Annotated in this window: 17 protein-coding genes; 3 read left to right on the top strand and 14 right to left on the bottom strand. The window is 66.6% G+C overall.

From position 1 onward, the window contains the following. Positions 1–68 precede the first annotated feature (68 nt). Positions 69–1799 carry a DEAD/DEAH box helicase gene (locus AQZ59_RS01320; protein WP_082661070.1) on the top strand — a complete coding sequence of 577 codons (1731 nt, stop codon included), beginning with the start codon at positions 69–71 and terminating at the stop codon, positions 1797–1799. Here the strand turns inward: AQZ59_RS01320 and AQZ59_RS01315 are convergent. The 4 genes from AQZ59_RS01315 to AQZ59_RS01300 all read right to left on the bottom strand — a co-directional run bounded on the left by AQZ59_RS01315 (position 1796) and on the right by AQZ59_RS01300 (position 7190). Then, a complete protein-coding gene (locus AQZ59_RS01315; protein ID WP_062612408.1) occupies positions 1796–3355 on the bottom strand; it encodes a dynamin family protein in 1560 nt (519 codons plus the stop codon). The genes AQZ59_RS01320 and AQZ59_RS01315 overlap by 4 nt on opposite strands. Next, a complete protein-coding gene (locus AQZ59_RS01310) occupies positions 3352–5088 on the bottom strand; it encodes a dynamin family protein (protein ID WP_062612406.1) in 1737 nt (578 codons plus the stop codon). The genes AQZ59_RS01315 and AQZ59_RS01310 overlap by 4 nt, the downstream gene beginning before the upstream one ends. Next, positions 5081–6400, bottom strand: a complete 1320-nt coding sequence (gene hisS, locus AQZ59_RS01305) for a histidine--tRNA ligase (RefSeq protein WP_062612405.1) — start codon at positions 6398–6400, stop codon at positions 5081–5083. The genes AQZ59_RS01310 and hisS overlap by 8 nt, the downstream gene beginning before the upstream one ends. A gap of 70 nt (positions 6401–6470) precedes the next feature. Next, entirely contained in the window at positions 6471–7190 is a 720-nt protein-coding gene (locus tag AQZ59_RS01300; protein WP_062612403.1) for an MBL fold metallo-hydrolase, read from the bottom strand. 141 nt (positions 7191–7331) lie between these two features. On the opposite strand from AQZ59_RS01300, the gene AQZ59_RS01295 reads away from it, so the two are divergent. Together AQZ59_RS01295 and AQZ59_RS01290 are read left to right on the top strand one after the other, a co-directional pair. Further along, positions 7332–8693 (top strand): DUF349 domain-containing protein, encoded by a 1362-nt coding sequence (locus tag AQZ59_RS01295; RefSeq protein WP_236698631.1) that lies wholly within the window; start codon positions 7332–7334, stop codon positions 8691–8693. Between the two features lie 106 nt (positions 8694–8799). After that, on the top strand, positions 8800–9309 hold the full coding sequence (locus tag AQZ59_RS01290) for a hypothetical protein (protein WP_062612401.1): 510 nt from the start codon (positions 8800–8802) through the stop codon (positions 9307–9309). Here AQZ59_RS01290 and AQZ59_RS01285 read toward each other — a convergent pair. The 10 genes from AQZ59_RS01285 to AQZ59_RS01240 form a co-directional block, all read right to left on the bottom strand. After that, positions 9260–11557, bottom strand: coding sequence for a RelA/SpoT family protein (locus AQZ59_RS01285; RefSeq protein WP_062612399.1), 2298 nt, complete (start codon positions 11555–11557; stop codon positions 9260–9262). The two genes, AQZ59_RS01290 and AQZ59_RS01285, sit on opposite strands and share 50 nt — an antisense overlap. 56 nt (positions 11558–11613) lie before the next feature. Then, positions 11614–12168, bottom strand: coding sequence for an adenine phosphoribosyltransferase (locus AQZ59_RS01280; RefSeq protein WP_062612397.1), 555 nt, complete (start codon positions 12166–12168; stop codon positions 11614–11616). Continuing rightward, positions 12165–13253 (bottom strand): protein translocase subunit SecF, encoded by a 1089-nt coding sequence (gene secF / locus AQZ59_RS01275; protein WP_062612394.1) that lies wholly within the window; start codon positions 13251–13253, stop codon positions 12165–12167. The genes AQZ59_RS01280 and secF overlap by 4 nt, the downstream gene beginning before the upstream one ends. Then, on the bottom strand, positions 13253–15085 hold the full coding sequence (gene secD, locus AQZ59_RS01270; RefSeq protein WP_068538328.1) for a protein translocase subunit SecD: 1833 nt from the start codon (positions 15083–15085) through the stop codon (positions 13253–13255). Before secD ends, secF begins: the two co-directional genes overlap by 1 nt. Before the next feature lie 23 nt (positions 15086–15108). Then, positions 15109–15477: a preprotein translocase subunit YajC gene (gene yajC / locus AQZ59_RS01265; protein WP_062612392.1), complete on the bottom strand. Its 369-nt coding sequence runs from the start codon at positions 15475–15477 to the stop codon at positions 15109–15111. A 99-nt stretch (positions 15478–15576) separates the two neighbouring features. Then, on the bottom strand, positions 15577–16587 hold the full coding sequence (ruvB, locus tag AQZ59_RS01260) for a Holliday junction branch migration DNA helicase RuvB (protein ID WP_062612390.1): 1011 nt from the start codon (positions 16585–16587) through the stop codon (positions 15577–15579). Between the two features lie 2 nt (positions 16588–16589). Next, positions 16590–17180, bottom strand: a complete 591-nt coding sequence (gene ruvA, locus AQZ59_RS01255; protein ID WP_062612387.1) for a Holliday junction branch migration protein RuvA — start codon at positions 17178–17180, stop codon at positions 16590–16592. A 79-nt stretch (positions 17181–17259) separates the two neighbouring features. Then, positions 17260–17868 carry a crossover junction endodeoxyribonuclease RuvC gene (ruvC, locus tag AQZ59_RS01250; RefSeq protein ID WP_062612383.1) on the bottom strand — a complete coding sequence of 203 codons (609 nt, stop codon included), beginning with the start codon at positions 17866–17868 and terminating at the stop codon, positions 17260–17262. 2 nt (positions 17869–17870) lie between these two features. Further along, complete coding sequence (locus tag AQZ59_RS01245) at positions 17871–18629, bottom strand: YebC/PmpR family DNA-binding transcriptional regulator (protein ID WP_062612380.1); 759 nt, start codon at positions 18627–18629, stop codon at positions 17871–17873. A 52-nt stretch (positions 18630–18681) separates the two neighbouring features. After that, the gene (locus tag AQZ59_RS01240) at positions 18682–19218 is read right to left on the bottom strand and encodes an NUDIX hydrolase (protein WP_236698630.1); all 537 of its coding nucleotides are present in this window, start codon (positions 19216–19218) and stop codon (positions 18682–18684) included. Positions 19219–19220 lie beyond the last annotated feature (2 nt).

The following is a 19220-nucleotide window of genomic DNA, read 5'->3' as shown; positions in this document are numbered from 1 at the left end:
TGATGGCGGCGCACTCGCGCCGCGCCGCCGCGTTTTATCCGGCCTGGCTTTCGCACTCTTAGGTACTTATGACGTCATTTTCTGGGCTCAACCTGCCCGCACACATCCTGTCCGCCATCTCCGACATGGGCTACGTCCAGCCCACCCCGATCCAGGCCGAGGCCATTCCACCCCTCCTCAAGGGGCGCGACGTCGTCGGCGTGGCCCAGACGGGCACCGGCAAGACGGCGGCCTTCGCCCTGCCGATGCTCACCCATGTCGATCCTGACCTACCCAAGGTCCAGGCCCTCGTGCTCGCCCCCACGCGCGAGCTCGCCATGCAAGGCGCCGACGCGATAGACAAGTTTGCCTCCACTACCACGGGCCTGGACGTCGTGGCCGTCTATGGCGGCTCGTCCTACGTGCCACAGATCGGCGCGCTGAAGGACGGAGCGCAGGTGGTGGTCGGCACGCCGGGGCGCGTTATGGACCTCATTGACAAGGGCGCGCTCAAGCTCGATTCCGTTCGCTACTTCGTTCTCGACGAGGCCGATGAGATGCTGCGCATGGGCTTTGCCGAGGACGTGGAGAAGATCGCCTCCGGGCTGCCCGAGGAGCGCATCACGGCGCTGTTCTCGGCCACGATGCCCACGCCGATCCGCCGCGTGGCCGAGACACACATGACTGACCCAGTGGAGGTCACGGTGGCTCCCCCGGCATCCACGATCGAGACGATCCACCAGACCTATGCGGTGGTGCCCTCGCGCCACAAGATCGGCGCTCTTGCCCGCGTGCTTGCCACGACGCCGGCCGACGCCGCCCTCGTCTTCGTCCGCACCCGCGCCACTGCCGAGGAACTCGCCATCGAGCTATCCACCCGCGGCGTGCAAGCCGCAACCCTCTCCGGTGACGTGCAGCAGCGCGACCGGGAGAAGCTTGTCGATCGCCTGCGCACCGGCACGCTCGACGTGCTGGTAGCCACCGACGTCGCCGCCCGCGGGCTCGACGTGGAGCGCATCGGGTTGGTGGTCAACTTCGACGTGCCGCGCGAGGTCGACACCTACGTCCACCGCATCGGCCGCACTGGGCGCGCCGGGCGCGAGGGCACGTCGCTGACCTTCGTCACGCCCAAGGAGCGTAGCCGCCTGCGTCGCATCGAGCACATCACCGGCGCTCACATGGAGCAGGTAGAGCTGCCCACCCCGGCCGAGGTGTCCGGTCTGCGCGCCCGCCGGCTCATGGCCGAGGCCAAGGATCGCTACGAAGTGGGCCGCCTGTCGGTCTACCGCGACGTCATTGCCGAGTTCCGTGCCGAGCAGGTAGACGCCGAGCACCCGCTTTCTCCGGAGGACCTCATCGCCGCGCTGCTGGCAATCGGAGTGCGCGACCCGGGCCCGCAGTCCGACGACGAGCCCGAGCGCCTCACCGCCCGCTTCGAAGGCGAGGACCGGAAGGGGCGCAAGGATCGCAAAGAGCGCCCGGCACGCCAGGGTCGCGAGGGCCGGAAGAACAAGCCGAAGACCTTCGAGGGCGAAGGCACGATGTACCGCGTGGAGGTTGGGCGCCGCGACGGCGTCTCCCCCGGCGCGATCGTGGGTGCGCTCACGAACGAGGGCGGCCTCAACGGATCCCAGCTGGGCCGAATCGACATCTACCCCACGTTCTCGCTCGTCCAGATCGACCGCGAGATCGACCGCGACACCCAGCGCCGTATCGCCAAGGCGCGCGTGTCCGGGCGTGACCTCAACATCTCCAAGGACTCCGGCCCGGGTATGCGCGGCCGGGACCGCGCTCAGCGCCGGCCGCGCCACTTCCGCTAGGCGCTCGACTTCGTCAGCCCGCCCAGGAGTTCCTGGAGATGGGCGTAGGCCGAGCGCTCCTCGTCCAGCACGGCAAGCTCGGCGCGGGCCTTGTCTGCGAAGGCGACGTCGATGCGCGCACCTACGCGCTGGCGCATGCGGCGAGCTCCGTGCCCGGCGAGCACCCGCCCGATTGCGGCCAGGAGCCAGCCGGCAAGAAGCCCGCCGGCGAGCATGAGCGTGGGTAGCGGGAAGATCCCCCACCCGGGCGGCTCGCTGAGGCGCAGCTGGAGCGAATCAGCGAACGCGAGCCCGAGCAGCCACACGCCGCCGGCGATCGCGGCCGCCAGCGCCAGCCACTGCAACAGATTCATGAGCAGCCACCACGCGGGCCGACGGCGGGCTTCGACGTCCACCCCGGAGAGCGCGGTGTCGAGTCCGCCGATGAGCCGCTCGGCGCGCTCGCCCAACTCCTCGCGGGTCTGGTGTGCCCACGCGGCGGGCATGTGTGCTGTCGAGGCTTCCACATATTCGCGGATTTTGCCGCGGGCCACCGCCGCCTGCGACGGCGAAACGTACGCTACCACGTCCAAGACCCCGCCCGTGTCGAGGCGCAGGCGCTTGAGCGGATCGATCCCGCGCCGGGCCAGCCAGCGCGTGACGGGCCAGCCGGTGGCCTGCCTCGCCCGCCGCTCGTAGGAGTCAGCTGATGCCTTCGCCACCACGCGCGAGCCCGCCGCCACGGCGAGCGCCGAGGCAACAGGTTCGAAGGGGACGTCGGCGGCCGTTGTCGCGGGCCGCCCGCCGTCGGCATGAATGCGCCCGAGCATGTTGCGCGACTCGGTGCGGATGTCCGCCGCGAGCTTTTTCTCCGCCGCCGCGCGCTCGGCCACGATGTCGTCAATCCTTGCCCGTAGCGCGTCCACGCCCCGGCCCGTCGTCGCGGACACCGGGAGCACCGGGACCTCGAGCCCGTCGGCGCGCAGGAGGCGGCGAGTGTCGGCCAGGACGTCGGCGAGCGTGGCCTCGTCCAGCCTATCGACCTGGTTGAGCACCACAATCGTTGTGGCCGCGTGCTCGGCGAGCTCGGCCAGGTAGTCTTCGTGGACCACGGCGTCGGCGTACTTTTGCGGGTCGAGCACCCACACGACGACGTCGACCAGCTCGGTCAGCCGGTGGGCCGCTTCGCGGTGATCGAAGTTTGTGGAATCGACGTCGGGAAGATCGATGAGCACGGCCGCGCCCGCGTCGGTAAGCGGGGCTTCGTGGCGCTCGGTGATGCCGAGCCAGTCGAGGATCTCGGCGGCCGGCGTATTCGTGACGGCCACGGGCTGGGCGGTGGTGGGCCGGATCGCGCTCGCGCGCGTCACCGGGCGCCCCACGATCGCGTTGACCAGCGAGGACTTGCCCGCCCCCGTGGGGCCGGCAACCGAGATGACGGTGGCGTCGGTGGTCAACGATCGGCGTTGAACTGCGCGGTCGAGCACCAGCGCGGCCTCGCCCACCGCGCCAGGGACCTTCGCCTGCGCGATCTCGACAGCCGCGTGGAGGTCTCCGATCGACTCAGTCAGGCTCATAGGTTCCTCCCGTCGGCAATCTTCGCCTCGGTTAAAGCCCGAAGCTGGCGCGCGTAGTCGTCGCGGATCTGGCGGCTGAGGCCCAGCTCGTCGATGACACCCTGCCATGCCGCTCGGTCCGCCCCGAGGAACTCCCGCACGCGCGCGTCCAGGTCCTCGCGCGCCTCCTTTGCCATCCGGCGCACGGCCTCGTCGCCGAAAACAGCTTCGAGCACGCGCTGTGCCACGACAGCGGTGCCGCCCGCCACAGCGATCTCCCCGCCGATCAGCCCCCCGGTGGAGGCGAAGACGACGATGATGAGGGCAACGCCCACGGCGTTGATTGAGAAGGCGAGCGCCCGGGCCGTCAGCCGCTTGGACTCGCCCTCATTACGGATGAGCGCGATGAGGGCGGCCTGCCATTCGCGCACGAGCCGCTCGGCGGCCTCCCGCCGCTCCGCCTCCCCGCGTAGGCGCTCCTTCGCGCGTTCCACCAGCGGCCCGGCGATCCCGGCGCGCCACGCGTCCCTGATGTGGGCGTTAGCAGCGTCGGCCTCGGCAAGGAGCAGTGCCAGCACGTTGTCCTCGAGCGCCTCCTCCACGGTGGAGGTATCCACGCTCGCCTTGAAGAAGCCCGTGATGCGGTCGCGCAGCGAGGACACGCCCTTCTCAAGCTTTCGGGCCCATTCGCCGGTGCCCACCACGTCCTGCCAGCGCGAGAGCACCTCGCCGCGCAGCAACGAGCCGTCCGAGGCCTGGCGGCGCAGCGCGTCCTCCGCGCGGTCAAAGGCCGCGTTGATGTCCCAGCGCAGGGAATCCGCGCCCGCGAGCTGCTCGTCGTAGCCGGCCAGGATGTCAGAGGCGGTGTGAAGGAGCTTGTCCACCGTGCCCGTCAGGGTCTGACGCGCCACCGAGGCCCGCACCTGCGCATCGGAGGCCAGGCCCTCGAGCCACCCACGGATCGGAGCGACGTCGGCGGCGGCAACCATCCCGTCCTGCAGCTTCTGTTCGGACAGGACGAAAAGCGGCGCGTGGTCGAGCCCGCGCTCGCCGAGCATCCGGTCCAGGTCCGGGCGCACCTGCGCCCCCGTCCCCGGTGGCACGCGGTTGAGCACGATACCGACGACGACGTTGCGCTCGGCCGCCTCATCGAGCATCGCCCACGGGATCGCATCCGCATATCGGGCGGCGGTGGTGACGAAAACCCACAGGTCGGCGGCGGCCAGGAACTGCGCCGCGAGGTGGCGGTTTTCCACCACCACCGAGTCAATATCCGGCGAATCAAGGAGCGCCATCCCGCGCGGGATCAGGTCAGTGGCACGGATCTCGAGCTCGTCGCCCTTCTCGCCCGCAGAATCGAGGTCCGCGGGGCCGTGCGAGATGACGCGGGCCAGGTGGGGGAAGATGCGCTGATCCGTAAACCAGTGTGCGTCTTCGGGGTGATGCAACAGGAGCGGCCGGCGCGTCGTGGGCCGGATCGCGGAGGCCAGTGCCACCTCTTCACCCAGCATCGAATTGATGAGGGTGGACTTTCCGGCGCCCGTGGAACCTCCGAAGACGGCCAGCAGCGGGGCCTCGAGCGTCTCGTAGCGCGGGATGACGTAGTCGTCGAGCTGGTTGATCGCATCCGCATACAGCGACAGGCTATCCTCGCTCCCCGCCATTGCCAACGGAAAAACGAGTGCGTCGAGGCTCTCGCGGAACGGACGCACTTCGGCCGCTACCCGCGAGGGCAGCTGGGGAAAGTCATTCATCGCTCCCCCGAAGCTCGGGGGTAAGGTCGCTGGCCGGCGGGACCCACTGCGCGGCGTCAGCAACCACCTGCTCGCCGGAGCGGATGTCCTTGACCTGCTCGCCGTCGTCGGTGGAGAACCACACGAAGGGGATGCCGCGTCGATCGGCGTAGCGAATCTGCTTGCCGAACTTCGCCGAGTTCGGCGAGACCTCGGCCGCGACCCCGCGCCCCCGAAGCTGCTGAGCCGTCTTTTCGGCGTGGCGGCGCTCGCCCTCGTCGTTGACCGCCACGAGCACGGCGGTGGGCACCTTGCGCGTGGGCGTAACCAGTTCCCGGCCGATGACGCGGGCGAGGATGCGCGAGACGCCGATCGACAGGCCCACCCCCGGGTAGGTCTTCTTGCCGTCCGAGACCAGCGAATCGTAGCGGCCACCCGAGCATACCGAGCCCAGGTCCTCGTGCCCCTCGAGCACCGATTCGTAGACCGAGCCCGTGTAGTAGTCCAGGCCGCGGGCGATCTTCAGGTCCGCGCTCACCGAGCCCGGGATCAGGTCATTCGCTCCCTCGAGCAAGGCCACCAGCTCTTCGAGACCCTCGTCCAGTAGCTCGGATCGGCAGCCGAGGGCGAGGACGCGATCGGCCACGCCGGCGTCGTCGCCACGAATGCCCGCGAGTTCGAGCGCCAGGCGCGCCTGGTCCTCGCTCGCGCCAATCTCGCCCAGCATCTCAGCCACGACCTTCGGCCCCACCTTGTCGAGTTTGTCAAGGATGCGCAGGGTCTCCTCCACGTCTTCCAGCCCGATCGCCTGGTAGAAGCCCTGGGCGACCTTGCGGTTCGAGGCGAGGATCTTCACCCGCGGGATCGGGAGCTTGGACAGGGCGTCTACCATGACGAGCGGCAGCTCGATTTCGTGGTGGAAGGCCAGCGTGTCCTGCCCAACCACGTCGACGTCGGCCTGTAAAAACTCGCGGAAACGCCCGTCCTGGGGGCGCTCGCCACGCCAGACCTTCTGGATCTGGTAGCGGCGGAAGGGGAAGTCAAGGTGCCCGGCGTTTTCCAGCACGTAGCGCGACAGCGGGACCGTGAGGTCAAAGTGCAACCCGAGCTCGGAGTCCGCGCCCTGATCCTGCAGGCGGCGCAGGAGGTAGATCTCCTTCGACGTCTCGCCCTTCGACAGCAGGCGCTCCACCGGCTCCACCGCGCGGGTCTCGATGCCGGAGAACCCGTGCAGCTCAAACGTGGAGCGCAGGACGTCGATCATGTGCTGTTCGACGATGCGACCGGAGGGGAGCCATTCGGGAAAACCAGACAGAGGTGCAATTTTAGCCATGGGCCTATTCTTCCATCTTTCGGCCCCGAACTAAGAATCAGCCGCGCCCCAACACCGAATCAGCGCTAATTTAGCTCATCGCCGCGTGCAGGTAGGGGTTGTGGCGCACCTCGTGGAACATCGTGGTGGACGGGCCGTGGCCGGGGAAGACGGCGGTCTCGGGCTTGATCACCTGGACCAGCAGGCGCAGGCTGGCGGCCATCTTCTGCTCGTCACCGCCCGGCAGGTCCGTGCGACCCACTCCCCCGTTGAACAGCACGTCACCGGCCAGCATGATCGGCTCGACCTGGCCGGTGGACATCATCGCGCCCTCGCGGTCCGGGGCGGGATTGCCTTCGAGGAGGAAGACCGTGGAGCCCTCGGAGTGGCCGGGCGCCGGCAGCGCGCGGATCGAGATTCCCGGCACGATCTCGAAGGGCCCCGAAAACGCCTCGGCCGGTAGCTCACGCAGGCCCTCGGGCTTGACCCAGGGCTGGGCGCCCATGCGCGAAAGGGCCAGGGCGCGGGACGGATCGACCGGCAGGTAGGCGGCCGGGTCGTCCATCCGGTACATGTCCGGGCCCGGGATGTAGACCGGAGCCGATCCCGCGACCGTCGCCACGTCCCACACGTGATCCGGGTGGCCGTGAGTGAGCAGAACGGCACCCAGGCTCAGCCCGCGCTTCTCGAGCGCGCCGGGCACCCAGGCGTGCGAGCCGGCGCCCGGGTCGACCACGAGCGCGGAGGACTGCGCGGCGAGGATGTAGGTGTTGGCCTGAAGGAACGTGTCACTGTTACGAAGGAAGTACATGTCTTCACGCTACCGTTAAGCCAACTTTGAGCGCATCTAAGATAACCAGAATGCGAAAAATGGACTATAAACCGCGTAGACTGTTCCACGACATACGCGAACGGTGTGGCACCGCCAACCCCGTCTACTGAGGAGAATCTCATGACCGAGTCCACGAACGAGTCCATGAACACAACCGAGGCACCGCAGGAAACGCCGATCCCGGCGCCCCGCCCGAAGCCGCAGGTGGCAGCCCCGGTTCCCGAGGTCGACGACGCGGCGGCAGCGGCGGCCGCCAAGTGGGGCCGCGTGGATGACGAAGGCAACGTGTGGCTGCGCTCCTCCGGTAACGACGCCGAACGCATCGTCGGCCAGTACACGATCGATGGCTCCGATAAGGACGCCCTCGGCCTGTACGTGCGCCGCTACCTCGACCTGGAAAACGAGGTAAGCCTGCTCGAGGCCCGCCTGGCCAACATTTCCCCCGAGGAAATTTCAGCTTCCATCAAGGCGCTGACCGAGCAGCTGCGCGAGCCCGCCGTCGTCGGCGACGTCGAAGCGCTGCGCAAGCGTGTGGAAAGCCTTGAGGGCGCCGCCGAAGAGCGCCGCGCCCAGGTCAAGGCCGAGCGCGAAGAGGCGAAGAAGGCCTCCGTTGCCGAGCGCACCGCGATCGTCGAGGCGGCCGAGGCGGTCGCCGCGCAGGACCCGGCGAACACGCACTGGAAGAATTCGCGCGCGGAGCTGACCAACCTGCTCGAGCAGTGGAAGTACGCCCAGCGCCACTCCCCGCGCATTGACCGCACCACGGAAGAAGAGCTGTGGAAGCGCTTCTCCTCGGCACGCACCACCTTTGACCGCCACCGCCGCCAGTTCTTCTCGCAACGCGATTCGGAGCGTAAGGAGATCACCGCGCGCAAGGAGGCCCTCATCGCACGCGCCGAGGCGATCGCGGACTCCACCGATTGGGGCCCTACCTCGGGCCAGTTCCGCGAGCTCATGAACGAGTGGAAGCGCGCAGGCCGCATGAACAAGCGTGAAGACGACGCGCTGTGGGAGCGCTTCAGCGCCGCCCAGAACCGCTTCTACGAGGCCCGCAACGCCTACAACGCCGAGATCGACGAGGAGTTCGCCGCCAACCGCGACCGCAAGCTCGAGCTACTGGCCGAGGCCGAGAAGCTCCTGCCGGTGACCGACATCGACTACGCCAAGGCGCAGATCCGCGCGATCGGCGAGCGCTGGGACGCCATCGGCCGCGTGCCGCGTGCTGACATGCAGCGCACTGAGGGCCGCATGCGTGACATCGAGACCCAGATCCGCGACGCCGAATCCGAGCAGTGGAAGAACTCCGACCCGGAGAAGGACGAGCGCTCCGCCGGCATGGCTGAACAGCTCCAGCACCTCATCGACGAGCTCGAGACCCAGATCGCCCAGGCCCGCGAGGCAGGGGATGAGAAGAAGGTCAAGGAGTACGAGGACGCCCTCGCCGCCCGCAAGGCATGGCTGAGCGCGGTCCAAGGCGACTAGGCCGAATGACGTGGAAGGCGCCGCCGGTTTTTCCGGCGGCGTTTTCTTTGTCCACAGGTGTGGGAAGACGCGCAGCGTCCCTCGCGCGACGTGATGGAATCACCCCATGACGCTCCACATCTATCAACCTCAGTCACTCGCCGAGCACCACGAGGCGCGCACCCTCGCCGGCGCCGGCCTCATGATCGACATCGGCGACATCGGCTACGTCGGGGTCGACCTGTGCAAGACGCCCGAATCACGCGCCCAGCTCCTTGCCATGCGCAAGCCGGGCAAGGCCTTCGTGCGCGAATCAGCCCTCTTCATCCACACCGGCTGGCACACGCCCCAGCTCCAAGAGCAGGTGGACGCCGTGCCGGCGTCGTCGATCCCGGGCACGGACCTGACCGAAGTGGGCGGCAAGTTCGTCACCACACTCGAGCGCACCGCGATCGACCTCATGGCCAACCGCGAAGACTCCGTCGAACTCCTGTGCCTGCTCGTGCGCGCCGGCACCAGTGTGGCGGCCATCGAACAGCGGGCCTACCAGCTCTCCACTCACGGCATCACGCGCGTGCGCGAGATCCTTACTCAGCTCCCCCGTGAGCTCGGACAGCCTCTCTCGCCGAGCCCGTAAGCCGGTAGGCGGCGTGCACGCCCTCGATCTTGCGTAGCTCGGTCAGCACCTGCTGCAGGTGGCGCGGGTCCGCCATCTCGAAGGTGAAGTTGAGCCGGGCCACTCGCTCGTTGGAGGTGTTCATCGAGCCGGTGAGCATGTTGATGTCGTGCTCTGATAGCGCACGCGTGACGTCCGCCAGCAGGCCCTTGCGGTCGAGCGCCTCGATCTGGACCTGGACGAGGAAGACGTTCGAGTCGGCGTCGTCGGCCCACGCGATGTCAATGAAACGCTCCGGCTCACGCTTGAGCGAACGCATGTTCGTGCAGTCCTTGCGATGCACCGAGATGCCACTGCCGCGCGTGATGAAGCCGACGATCTCGTCCGGCGGTACCGGCATACAACACTTGGCGAGCTTGACCAGCACCTCCGTGTCCTCGATATCTGAGACGATGACCGCCGACGACGCCGACCCAATCTGCTGGTGCTGGATGCGCGTGGGAGTGACCGCCTCGGCCATCGTCTCCTCCACGCCGGCGGTGCCACCCTGGGAAGAAATGAGGCGACGCACCACGGTCTCCGGAGAGATCGTGCCCTCCCCGATGCTGGCATACAGCTCGGTGACGTCTCGCTTGGACAGGTCCTGCGCCACGGCCTTGAGCGTCTCGTGTGACATGAGGCGCTGGACCGGCTCGTTCTTGCGGCGGATCGCGCGGGCCAGCTTGTCCTTGCCCTGCTCCACGGTCTCCTCGCGGCGCGACTTCGTAAACCACGCCTTGATCTTCGACCGCGCCCGCGGGGTGGCCACGAACTCCTGCCAGTCCTGGGACGGCCCGTAGTCCTCTGAGCGAGAGGTAATGATCTCTACCGTGTCGCCAGATTCGAGCCGGTGATCGAGGGTGACCAGCTTGTCATTAACCTTCGCCCCCACCGTGCGGTGACCGACCTCGGTGTGGACGGCGTAGGCAAAGTCTACCGGAGTCGAACCCGTGGGCAACTCCATGACCTCGCCCATCGGGGTGAAGACGTAGACCTGGCTGCCCGACATCTCGAAGCGCAGCGAGTCGAGGAACTCCTTCGGGTCCGCCGTCTCGCGCTGCCAATCCACCAGCTGGCGCAGCCACTCCAGCTGCGTGTCCGCCTGCGCGCTCGTATCCGCCTTCTCCGCGTTCGGGTTCTCCTTGTAACGCCAATGAGCGGCGACACCGAACTCGGCGCGCTTGTGCATCTCATACGTGCGGATCTGGATCTCCACCGTCTTGCCGCCCGGCCCGATCACGGTGGTGTGGATCGACTGGTAGAGGTTGAACTTCGGGGAAGCGATGTAGTCCTTGATGCGCCCCTGGACGGGGACGTAGAGCGAGTTGGCGATGCCGAGGGCCGTGTAGCAGTCCTGGATCTCCTCCACCAGCACGCGCACGCCGATGAGGTCGTAGATGTCCTCGAAATCGCGCCCGCGCAGGATCATCTTCTGATAGATCGAGTAGTAGTGCTTGGGCCGGCCCGAGATCGTGCAGCGGAGCTTGGCCTTGCCCAGCTCCCGCTCCAACTCGGCCTTCATTTGCGAGATGTAGCGTTCGCGCTCCGGCGCCCGGTCCTGGACCATTCGCTCGATCTCGGAGTAGACAGCCGGGTAGAGCTCCTTAAACGAGCGGTCCTCCAGCTCCCACTTGATCGAGTTCATACCCAGACGGTGGGCAAGCGGGGCGTAGATCTCCAAGGTCTCACGCGCCTTCTTCTGCGCCGAGCCCGGGCTCACATACTTCCACGTGCGCGCGTTGTGGAGCCGATCGCCCAGCTTGATAAGCAGCACGCGGATGTCCTTCGCCATCGCGATGACCATCTTGCGCACGGTCTCCGCCTGGGCGGCTTCGCCGTATTCGACCTTGTCGAGTTTCGTGACCCCGTCCACCAGCAACGCCACCGTGCAGCCGAAGTCGCGCGTGAGCTGCTTGAGCGAGTAGCTCGTGTCCTCCACCGTGTCATGCAGGAGCGCGGCCACCAGCGTGTCCTCATCCATCCCTAGCTCGGCCAAGATCGTGGACACTGCCACCGGGTGGGTGATGTAAGGTTCACCCGACTTTCGCATCTGGCCAGCGTGAGCGCGCTCGGCGGTTTCAAAGGCACGAATAATGCGCGCCTTATCCAGCTTGCGGTTGCCGATAGCGCGCATGAGTGGCTCGAGCAGGGTGGGCGTATCGCTCTTGCGCCCGAGCCAGGAAAGCCGCGAGCGTACCCGCGGTTCCTCTTCGTTGACCTTTGCATCCATGTGGGGATTATACGTCACCGTGATCAGCAATGACGAAGCCCCACATGGGCGCAGGCCTAGTAGCTGATGACCGACTCCACCGGGTAGTCGTAGCGCTCGGCCAGGTACTCACGCCCGCCGAGGTCAGCCAGCTCGAGCAGCACGCACAGGCCAGCAGGCTTGCCGCCCGCCTTCTCGATGAGGTGGAAGGCCGCGCCCGCCGTGCCACCGGTGGCGAGCACGTCGTCGATAACGAGCACGCGCATGCCGTCCTTCACCGTGAAGGGCTGCAGTTCCATGCGAGCCGACCCATACTCCAGGTCGTAATTCACGCCGACGACGGGGCCCGGCAGACGCCCGGCCTTACGCACGGTCAGCATGCCGATCCCGAGCTCGTGAGCGAGCGGGGCGCCGAGGATGAAGCCACGCGATTCGAGGCCCGCCACCGCGTCGCACTTGCCGCGGTAACGATCGGCCAGGATCTTGATGAGGGAGGCGAACGCTTCGCCGTCGGCAATCAGGGGCGTGATGTCACGGAAGAGGACACCACGCGCCGGGAAGTCCTCCACCTCGCGCACGTGGGACTTGACAAGTGCTACGGAGTCTTGAGGGAAGATAGCCTCAGTGCTCATCGCTTATTCCTTTTCTTTCGCTTCGGCTGGGACCGCTGGCCCTTATGGCCGCCGGAAACACGCTCGGTTACCACGGTACCCGCACTTTCCTTCTCATTGTCAGTTCTCTCGACGCCAATCTCCTCGCGCCGCGCAGTGACGCGGGCGGTGTGTGCCTTGATCTTCGGATCACGCTCAGCCAGCCACACCGCCAGCGGAGCCGCCAGGAACACCGAGGACAGGGCCGAGAGCACCATGCCCACGAACATGACCAGCGCCAGGTCGCGCAGCGTCTCCGCGCCCAGCCACCACACACCGACGATCAGCACCGAGATGACAGGCAGCCAGCCGGTGACCGAGGTGTTGAGCGAACGGATGAGGGTCTGGTTGATCGCCAGATTCGCTTCCTCCGCGTACGTCATCTGCGTCTGGTGCTCGAGCTCGGCCGTGTTCTCACGCACCTTGTCGAACACCACCACGGTATCGTAGAGCGAGTAGCCCATGATCGTCAGCAAGCCGATGATCGTGGCGGGCGCGATTTCGAAGCCTAAGATCCAGTAGATCCCGAGCGTGACTACGAAGTCGTGCAAGAGCGCGCCGATCGCGCCGACCGCGATGGTCCAAGACTTGAAGTAGATGATGAGGACCACCGAGATCAGCACCATGAAGATCACCATGGCTCGGATCGCCTGGGCCAGGATGTCCTGGCCCCACGAAGGGCCGATGTACGTAGACGTCACGTCCGCTTCCGGCACGTCGTAGGCTTCGGCCAGGCCGGCGCGCACCTCCTGGGTTTTCGTGTCGTCCAGCGACTCAGTCTGGACACGGATGGCCTCCTGGCCAACATCGGACACGCGCGGCACCGACGTCGACACCTTGCCGACGACGTCGTACGCCGGCTGGTGATCGAGGGTGGCCGTGCCCGAGACCGTGAACTGGGAGCCCCCGCGGAACTCGATACCGAGGTTCGGCTCGCGGATCGCAAACGACGCCAGCGAGAGAAGGACGGCGACGATAGCGATGCTAAACCACAGCTTGCGCTGCCCCACGATGTTGTAGGAACGCTTGCCCGTGTACAGGCCGTTACCAAAGGAGTACATCGACATTACTGGTCTCCTTCCTTCCGGCGCGCCTCTCGCCTCTGGCGAGCACGCTGCTGGGCAAGCGATTCGCCGGTGAAACGGGCGTCGGGCATCTCGTAGTCGTGGATGACGGCGCCGTCGGCGGCCACCATCGCATCCTTGGGCTTGTTCTGCTTGCGCTCGGGCACCGTGCGCCCACGGTAGCGCGGAGTTGACTCAAGCTTCTTCGTGTCCATGCCCGAGCCGCGCTTGCCTTTCCCGAAGAACGCGGTGCGCGAAATCAGGGTCATGATCGGGTAGGTGAACATCATGACCACCACGAGGTCAAGCACCGTGGTCACGCCGAGTGTGAAGGCGAAGCCGCGCACCGAACCAACCGTGAGAAGGAAGAGCACCACCGAAGCGGTGAGGTTGACCAGGTCAGAGATGATGATCGTACGCTGGGCACGGTTCCAGCCGTGCTGAACCGCGCTGGCCACGGATCGGCCGTCACGGATCTCGTCACGGATGCGCTCGAAATAGACGATGAACGAATCCGCCGTCACGCCGATCGAAATGATGATACCGAGCACTCCCGCCATCGACAGGCGATAACCCATCGTCCACGACAGCAGGCTGATGATGAGGTAGGACAGGCCCGTGGAGGTGAGGATCGAGCCAATCGCCACCACGCCCAGGGCATGGTACTGCCAGATCATGTAGATGACGATGAGGACCAGGCCCACCAGGCCGGCGATGAGGCCCGAGCTCAGCTGCTCGGCGCCAAGGGTCGCGGAGATCTGTTCCTCGGACTGGACGTTGAACTGCAACGGCAGCGAGCCGAACTTCAGCTGGTTCGCCAGCGCCCCGGCCTCGTCCGCCGTGAAGCGGCCGGTAATCTGCGCCTGGCCGCCCGTGATCGGGTAGGACACGCGGGCCGAGGAAATGACGCGGCCATCGAGTACGGACGCGAACGAATTGCGCGGCTCCTTGAGCTCAGACAGGCGCGTGGTGACATCGCCAAAGATCTTCCCGCCCTCGGAATTGAAGGACATGTTGACTGCCCAGCCGCCCGTGGGCTGGCCCTGCTGGTTCGTGGCCGGCGACGACGACGCGCTGTCAAGCTGCGTGCCGTCCAGCTCCGAGGGGCCAAGGATGTACTTGGTGGTCGTATCCGGCTCGCAGGCAACGATCGCGGTGTCCGGGCTATCCGTCTTTTCCGCCGGGCGCGAATCGGGAACCGTGCAATCGAGCGTGTACGCGTCGTACATCACCTGCTCGGTGATCCAGTTCGTATCCGAGGCGTTTTCCGGCGTCTGCGCCGGCTCGGCCGACAGCTCCCCATCGCCGTCGACGTCAGCGAGCTTTCGGATCGCCTCATCGACCGCGGCCGCGTCCATCGTGGCCGGGTCAAGATCGCCCGCATTCTCCCCCAGCGCGGCGACGACCGACTGGGCATCCATCGGCGCGGGGTTCAGGATCGACAGCACCGGGCGCATGCGCAGCACGGCCGACGTGCGCACCAGGTCGAGCGTCTCCTTCGACGGCGTGCCCGGCAGAGCGACGATGATGTTCGAACCGCCCTGGGCCGTGATCTCGGCTTCAGCCACGCCCGTGGCGTCCACACGCTGGCGGATGACGTTGATTGCCTCGCGGATATCGGAGGCAGTCACCTCCGAGCCGTCGGTTGTGACCGGGGTAAGGATAATCTGGGTACCGCCCTCGAGGTCGAGTGCGAGATCCGGGGTGAATCTGGTCTTGTCGCCACTCAGGCTCCCTGCGATGAGGGAGCCCACGAGTGCGAGAACAAGGATAAAGAGGACGGTCAAGCGGCGCCACGGCTTCGGCGTCGGATCCTCCAGGTGGCTTGACGACACGTTAGTTCCTTTGAGCCTCGTCTTTACTTATCGGTGTTGGAATCGTCGGAAAGGTCCGGGTCGGCCTCCTGGGAGTCGAGGAATGCCTCGACGTCCTCCGTCTCATCCTCTTCACTGTTGCCGAGTGGGATGTCCATCTGGGCCACGATCGCCGTGCGCAGCCACACCGTCTCATCTCCCGAGGGGGATTCGAGGGTTACAGCGTCACCATCAATGTCAACGATACGGCCGAAAAAGCCGGCCTGCGTCATGACGTTATTGCCCACCACGAGGGCTTCTTCGCGCTTGGCGAGTTGAGCCTTCTGCGCCTTCTTCGCGCCACGGTTCATCAGCCAGAAAAAACCGAGCATGACGACCGTGAGGATCACCAACTCAACGGGAATACCGGGCATCTTTTCTCCAATCGACCAAAGCGTTTGTTGCTTTGTGACAACCGTACAAGTCTACCCGCATTCACCCAGACGGTCGATGTTCTCCCGCCGTGGAGCGAGTCACGAAAACAGCGTCTCCTCCGGCGCCGCAAGGCCCAGGTGCTGGAAAGCGAGCGAGGTGGCCTGCCGCCCGCGCGGGGTGCGGATCATGAAACCCTGGCGCACCAGGTAGGGTTCGGCCACGGTCTCCACGGTCTCTGGCTCCTCGCCCACCGACACGGCGAGCGTGGACAGGCCCACGGGCTGGCCGCGGAAGCGAATGCACAGTACGTCGAGCACGGCGCGGTCCAGCCGGTCGAGTCCTTTCTTGTCCACCTCGAACACCTCGAGGGCGGCGCGCGCCGCGTCGAGATCCAGCACCCCGCTGCCGCGCACCTGCGCCCAATCCTGCACCCGGCGCAGCAGCCGATTGGCGATGCGGGGCGTGCCGCGCGAGCGCGAGGCGATCTCATGGGCCGCGTCCACAGTGAGCTCGACGGCGAGCTTGCGCGCGTTGCGCTCCACGATGAGGGCGAGCTCGGGCACCGAGTAAAAATCGAGGTGCGCGGTGAACCCGAAGCGGTCACGTAGCGGGGCCGGCAACAGGCCCGATCGGGTGGTGGCTCCGACCACCGTGAACGGCGGCAGCGGCAACGGGATCGACGTGGCGCCCGGCCCCTTGCCAATCATCACGTCTACACGGAAATCCTCCATCGCCAGGTACAGCATCTCCTCGGCCGTGCGGGCAAGGCGGTGGATTTCGTCAATAAAGAGCACGTCCCCCTCGTTGAGGGAGGACAGGACGGCGGCGAGGTCACCTGCGTGCTGGATTGCCGGCCCGGAGGTCAACCGCAACGCGCCGTTGACCTCCGCGGCAATGATCATCGCCAGCGTGGTCTTGCCCAGGCCCGGCGGCCCGGCGAGCAACACGTGGTCGGCCGACTTGTTGCGCTGCACGGCCGCCTCGAGCACGAGCGAGAGCTGGTCACGCACGACCTCCTGGCCCACGAACTCCTCGAGGACCTTCGGGCGTAGTGCCGCCTCTTGGGCACGTTCGATATCGGTGGCGTCCGGATCCGTGTACTCGTTCACCGCTACCTCCGCTGCCCGAGGACCTGCAGGGACGCGCGCAGCAGCTGGGCGAGCGTGCCCGTGGGCGTGACCTTCAGCGCCTCGGCCAGTGCCGCCGCCGCGTCGCGCTCCTTCCAGCCCATGCCCACGAGCGCCGCGATCACGTCTTCCTCATGCGACGATGCCGACTCCGCCGGCTCCGCCCCGACGGCCGGGCCAAGCTTTCCAGCCAGCTCCAGCACCATCCGCTGGGCTGACTTCTTCCCCACCCCCGGAATGCGCACGAGGCTCGCCTCGTCCTTGCTTTCGATCGCGCGGAGAAGCTCATCGGGCGGCAACGTGGCCAGGATCGTCAGCGCCGACCGGGGGCCGATCCCCGTGACGGACCGCAGCACGTCGAACGTGACCCGCGCGTCGTCGTCGTGAAAACCGAAAAGGGACGACTCCCCCTCGCGCGAGGTGACCATCGCGATATGGACGAAGGCCTCCTCTCCCACGCGTAGCTGGGCGAGCGTGTCGGGGGTGGCAGAAAAAACGTAACCGACGCCGCTTGCCTCGATGACAGCCTCCGTGGCCGACGCGCGCAGGACCGGACCGCGCAAGGAAACAATCATGTACCCTCCGATTCGAACATATGTTTGATTATAGCCGTTCGTGATTGGCCGTGTCGACAGGGGCGCCGTGGCAGGTCAGCTACTTGGGCTCGACGGCGCCGTGCCTACGCGATAGTCGTTCGGCGTTGGCCCACATCCGCTGAGCCGGGGTGAGGTCGTTGCCCTCGACGCGCGGCAACATGCCGGCGCCGCCGTGCTGGGAGCGGTCCGGGTGGGTGGCTCCTCCACGCCAGGCATGACAAATCGCCACGGCGAGCGCATCCGCGGCGTCCTTCGGGCGCGGCGGGGCATCGAGGCGCAGGATCCGCTGGACCATGAGCTGGACCTGGGCCTTCTCGGCCCGGCCGTTGCCCGTCACGGCGGCCTTAACCTCCGACGGGGTGTGCATTCCGAGCGGCAACGATGCCTTCGCCGCCGCTAGCATCGCGATCCCTGCCACCTGGGCCGTGCCGGTCACGGAGCGCACGTTCTCCTGGGCGAAGACCCGCTCGATCGCCACCACCTCCGGCCGGTAGAGCCGGATTGCCTCCTCGATAGCATTCGAGATCATGAGCAGGCGCTGGTGGGGCGCTATTTCGGGCTTGGTGTGGGCGACGTCGACAGCGACGATTGTCACCTGCCTCCCCCGCGCATCGACCACGCCGATCCCGCAGCGCGTCATGCCGGGATCAACGCCCAGGACACGCACTCTTAGTCCTCTTCCTCCAGCTGCGCCGCGATCTCGGGCGAGATGTCGACGTTGGAGTAGACGTTCTGGATGTCGTCGAGGTCATCGATCGCGTCAATGAGCTTCATGACCTTGCGCGCCGTGTCCAGGTCCACGCCCACCTTCATCGAGGGCACGAACTGCACTTCGGCCGAGTTGTAGTCCACGCCCGCGCCCTGCAGGGCCTTGCGCACCTCAACCACGTCGTTCGGTTCGGACAGGATCTCGAAGGTTTCCCCGTAGTTGGTGATTTCCTCGGCGCCCGCGTCGAGAACGGCCATGAGCAGCTCGTCCTCGTCGTTGCCCTCGGCCGGCACCTCAACAACACCCTTGCGGGAGAACATGTAGGCAACCGAGCCCGGGTCGGCCAGCGTGCCGCCGTTGCGGGTCAGCGCCACGCGCACGTCGGACGCCGCACGGTTGCGGTTATCTGTGAGGCACTCAAGCAGGATCGCCACACCGCCGGGGCCGTAGCCTTCGTACATGATCGACTCGTAGTTGACGGCGTCCCCGCCCTCGCCCGAGCCGCGCTTGACGGCGCGGTTGATGTTATCGGCCGGCACGGAGTTCTTCTTGGCCTTTTGAATGGCGTCGTACAGGGTGGGGTTACCATCGGGGTCGCCGCCGCCCGAGCGCGCCGCGACTTCGATGTTCTTCACGAGGCGTGCGAACAGCTTGCCGCGTTTAGCATCGATCGCGGCCTTCTTGTGCTTCGTGGTTGCCCACTTGGAATGTCCTGACACGTATTCTTCCTTTCGACTCACGTACGCAGGTCATTGTACAACGCCCGCGCGTCTATTCTTCAACGGCGTGGATGAGCTCGCCGTCCCAGCCCGAGCGCCACCGTCGGGCCATCTGGACGAGCCCGACGGGGAAAACAAGCTCCCCGAACTCCTCCGCCGCGGCGAGCTCATCGAGGTCCCACCAGCGCATGTCGTCCAATAGTTCCAACTCCTGCTCGGTCAGGCGCGCGCCGGCCCGAGAGTCGATCCGCGCCTCCTCGGCTTCGTTCACGTGCAGGAGGAAAAAGAGCTCGTCCTGTTTGCGCGTGACGTAGTAGAAGCGGAAGGTCGAACGACGGTCGAGCACGGGCCCTTCCAGCCGCCCCGGCTCCACGCTCAGCCCGGTTTCCTCCGTGAGCTCGCGCGCCGCGCCCTCAGCCGGCGACTCACCTTCCATCAGCCCACCCCCGGGCGTGAACCACCAGCGGTAGTCGGGCCGGTCGATGTCGTGGCCGAGGATCATGAGGATCTGGCCGCGCGTGTTGAACACGACGCAGCGGCCCGCGCTGCGGTGCGGGAAGCCGTCGGCGTCGAGTGGCCACTCGCTCACGG

It is taken from the genome of Trueperella bernardiae (genome assembly GCF_001469025.1).
In the GTDB taxonomy this organism is placed as follows: Bacteria; Actinomycetota; Actinomycetes; order Actinomycetales; family Actinomycetaceae; genus Trueperella; species Trueperella bernardiae.
The sequence above is the reverse complement of the archived record's forward strand: the minus strand, read 5'-3'. Positions and strand labels throughout refer to the sequence as shown.

Bases quoted from the DNA above. Each gene is read 5' to 3' on its own strand.
- AQZ59_RS01320 (WP_082661070.1), top strand. From the start codon at position 69: ATGACGTCATTTTCTGGGCTCAACCTGCCCGCACACATCCTGTCCGCC.
- AQZ59_RS01315 (WP_062612408.1), bottom strand. From the start codon at position 3,355: ATGAGCCTGACTGAGTCGATCGGAGACCTCCACGCGGCTGTCGAGATC.
- AQZ59_RS01310 (WP_062612406.1), bottom strand. From the start codon at position 5,088: ATGAATGACTTTCCCCAGCTGCCCTCGCGGGTAGCGGCCGAAGTGCGT.
- hisS (WP_062612405.1), bottom strand. From the start codon at position 6,400: ATGGCTAAAATTGCACCTCTGTCTGGTTTTCCCGAATGGCTCCCCTCC.
- AQZ59_RS01300 (WP_062612403.1), bottom strand. From the start codon at position 7,190: ATGTACTTCCTTCGTAACAGTGACACGTTCCTTCAGGCCAACACCTAC.
- AQZ59_RS01295 (WP_236698631.1), top strand. From the start codon at position 7,332: ATGACCGAGTCCACGAACGAGTCCATGAACACAACCGAGGCACCGCAG.
- AQZ59_RS01290 (WP_062612401.1), top strand. From the start codon at position 8,800: ATGACGCTCCACATCTATCAACCTCAGTCACTCGCCGAGCACCACGAG.
- AQZ59_RS01285 (WP_062612399.1), bottom strand. From the start codon at position 11,557: ATGGATGCAAAGGTCAACGAAGAGGAACCGCGGGTACGCTCGCGGCTT.
- AQZ59_RS01280 (WP_062612397.1), bottom strand. From the start codon at position 12,168: ATGAGCACTGAGGCTATCTTCCCTCAAGACTCCGTAGCACTTGTCAAG.
- secF (WP_062612394.1), bottom strand. From the start codon at position 13,253: ATGTCGATGTACTCCTTTGGTAACGGCCTGTACACGGGCAAGCGTTCC.
- yajC (WP_062612392.1), bottom strand. From the start codon at position 15,477: ATGCCCGGTATTCCCGTTGAGTTGGTGATCCTCACGGTCGTCATGCTC.
- ruvA (WP_062612387.1), bottom strand. From the start codon at position 17,180: ATGATTGTTTCCTTGCGCGGTCCGGTCCTGCGCGCGTCGGCCACGGAG.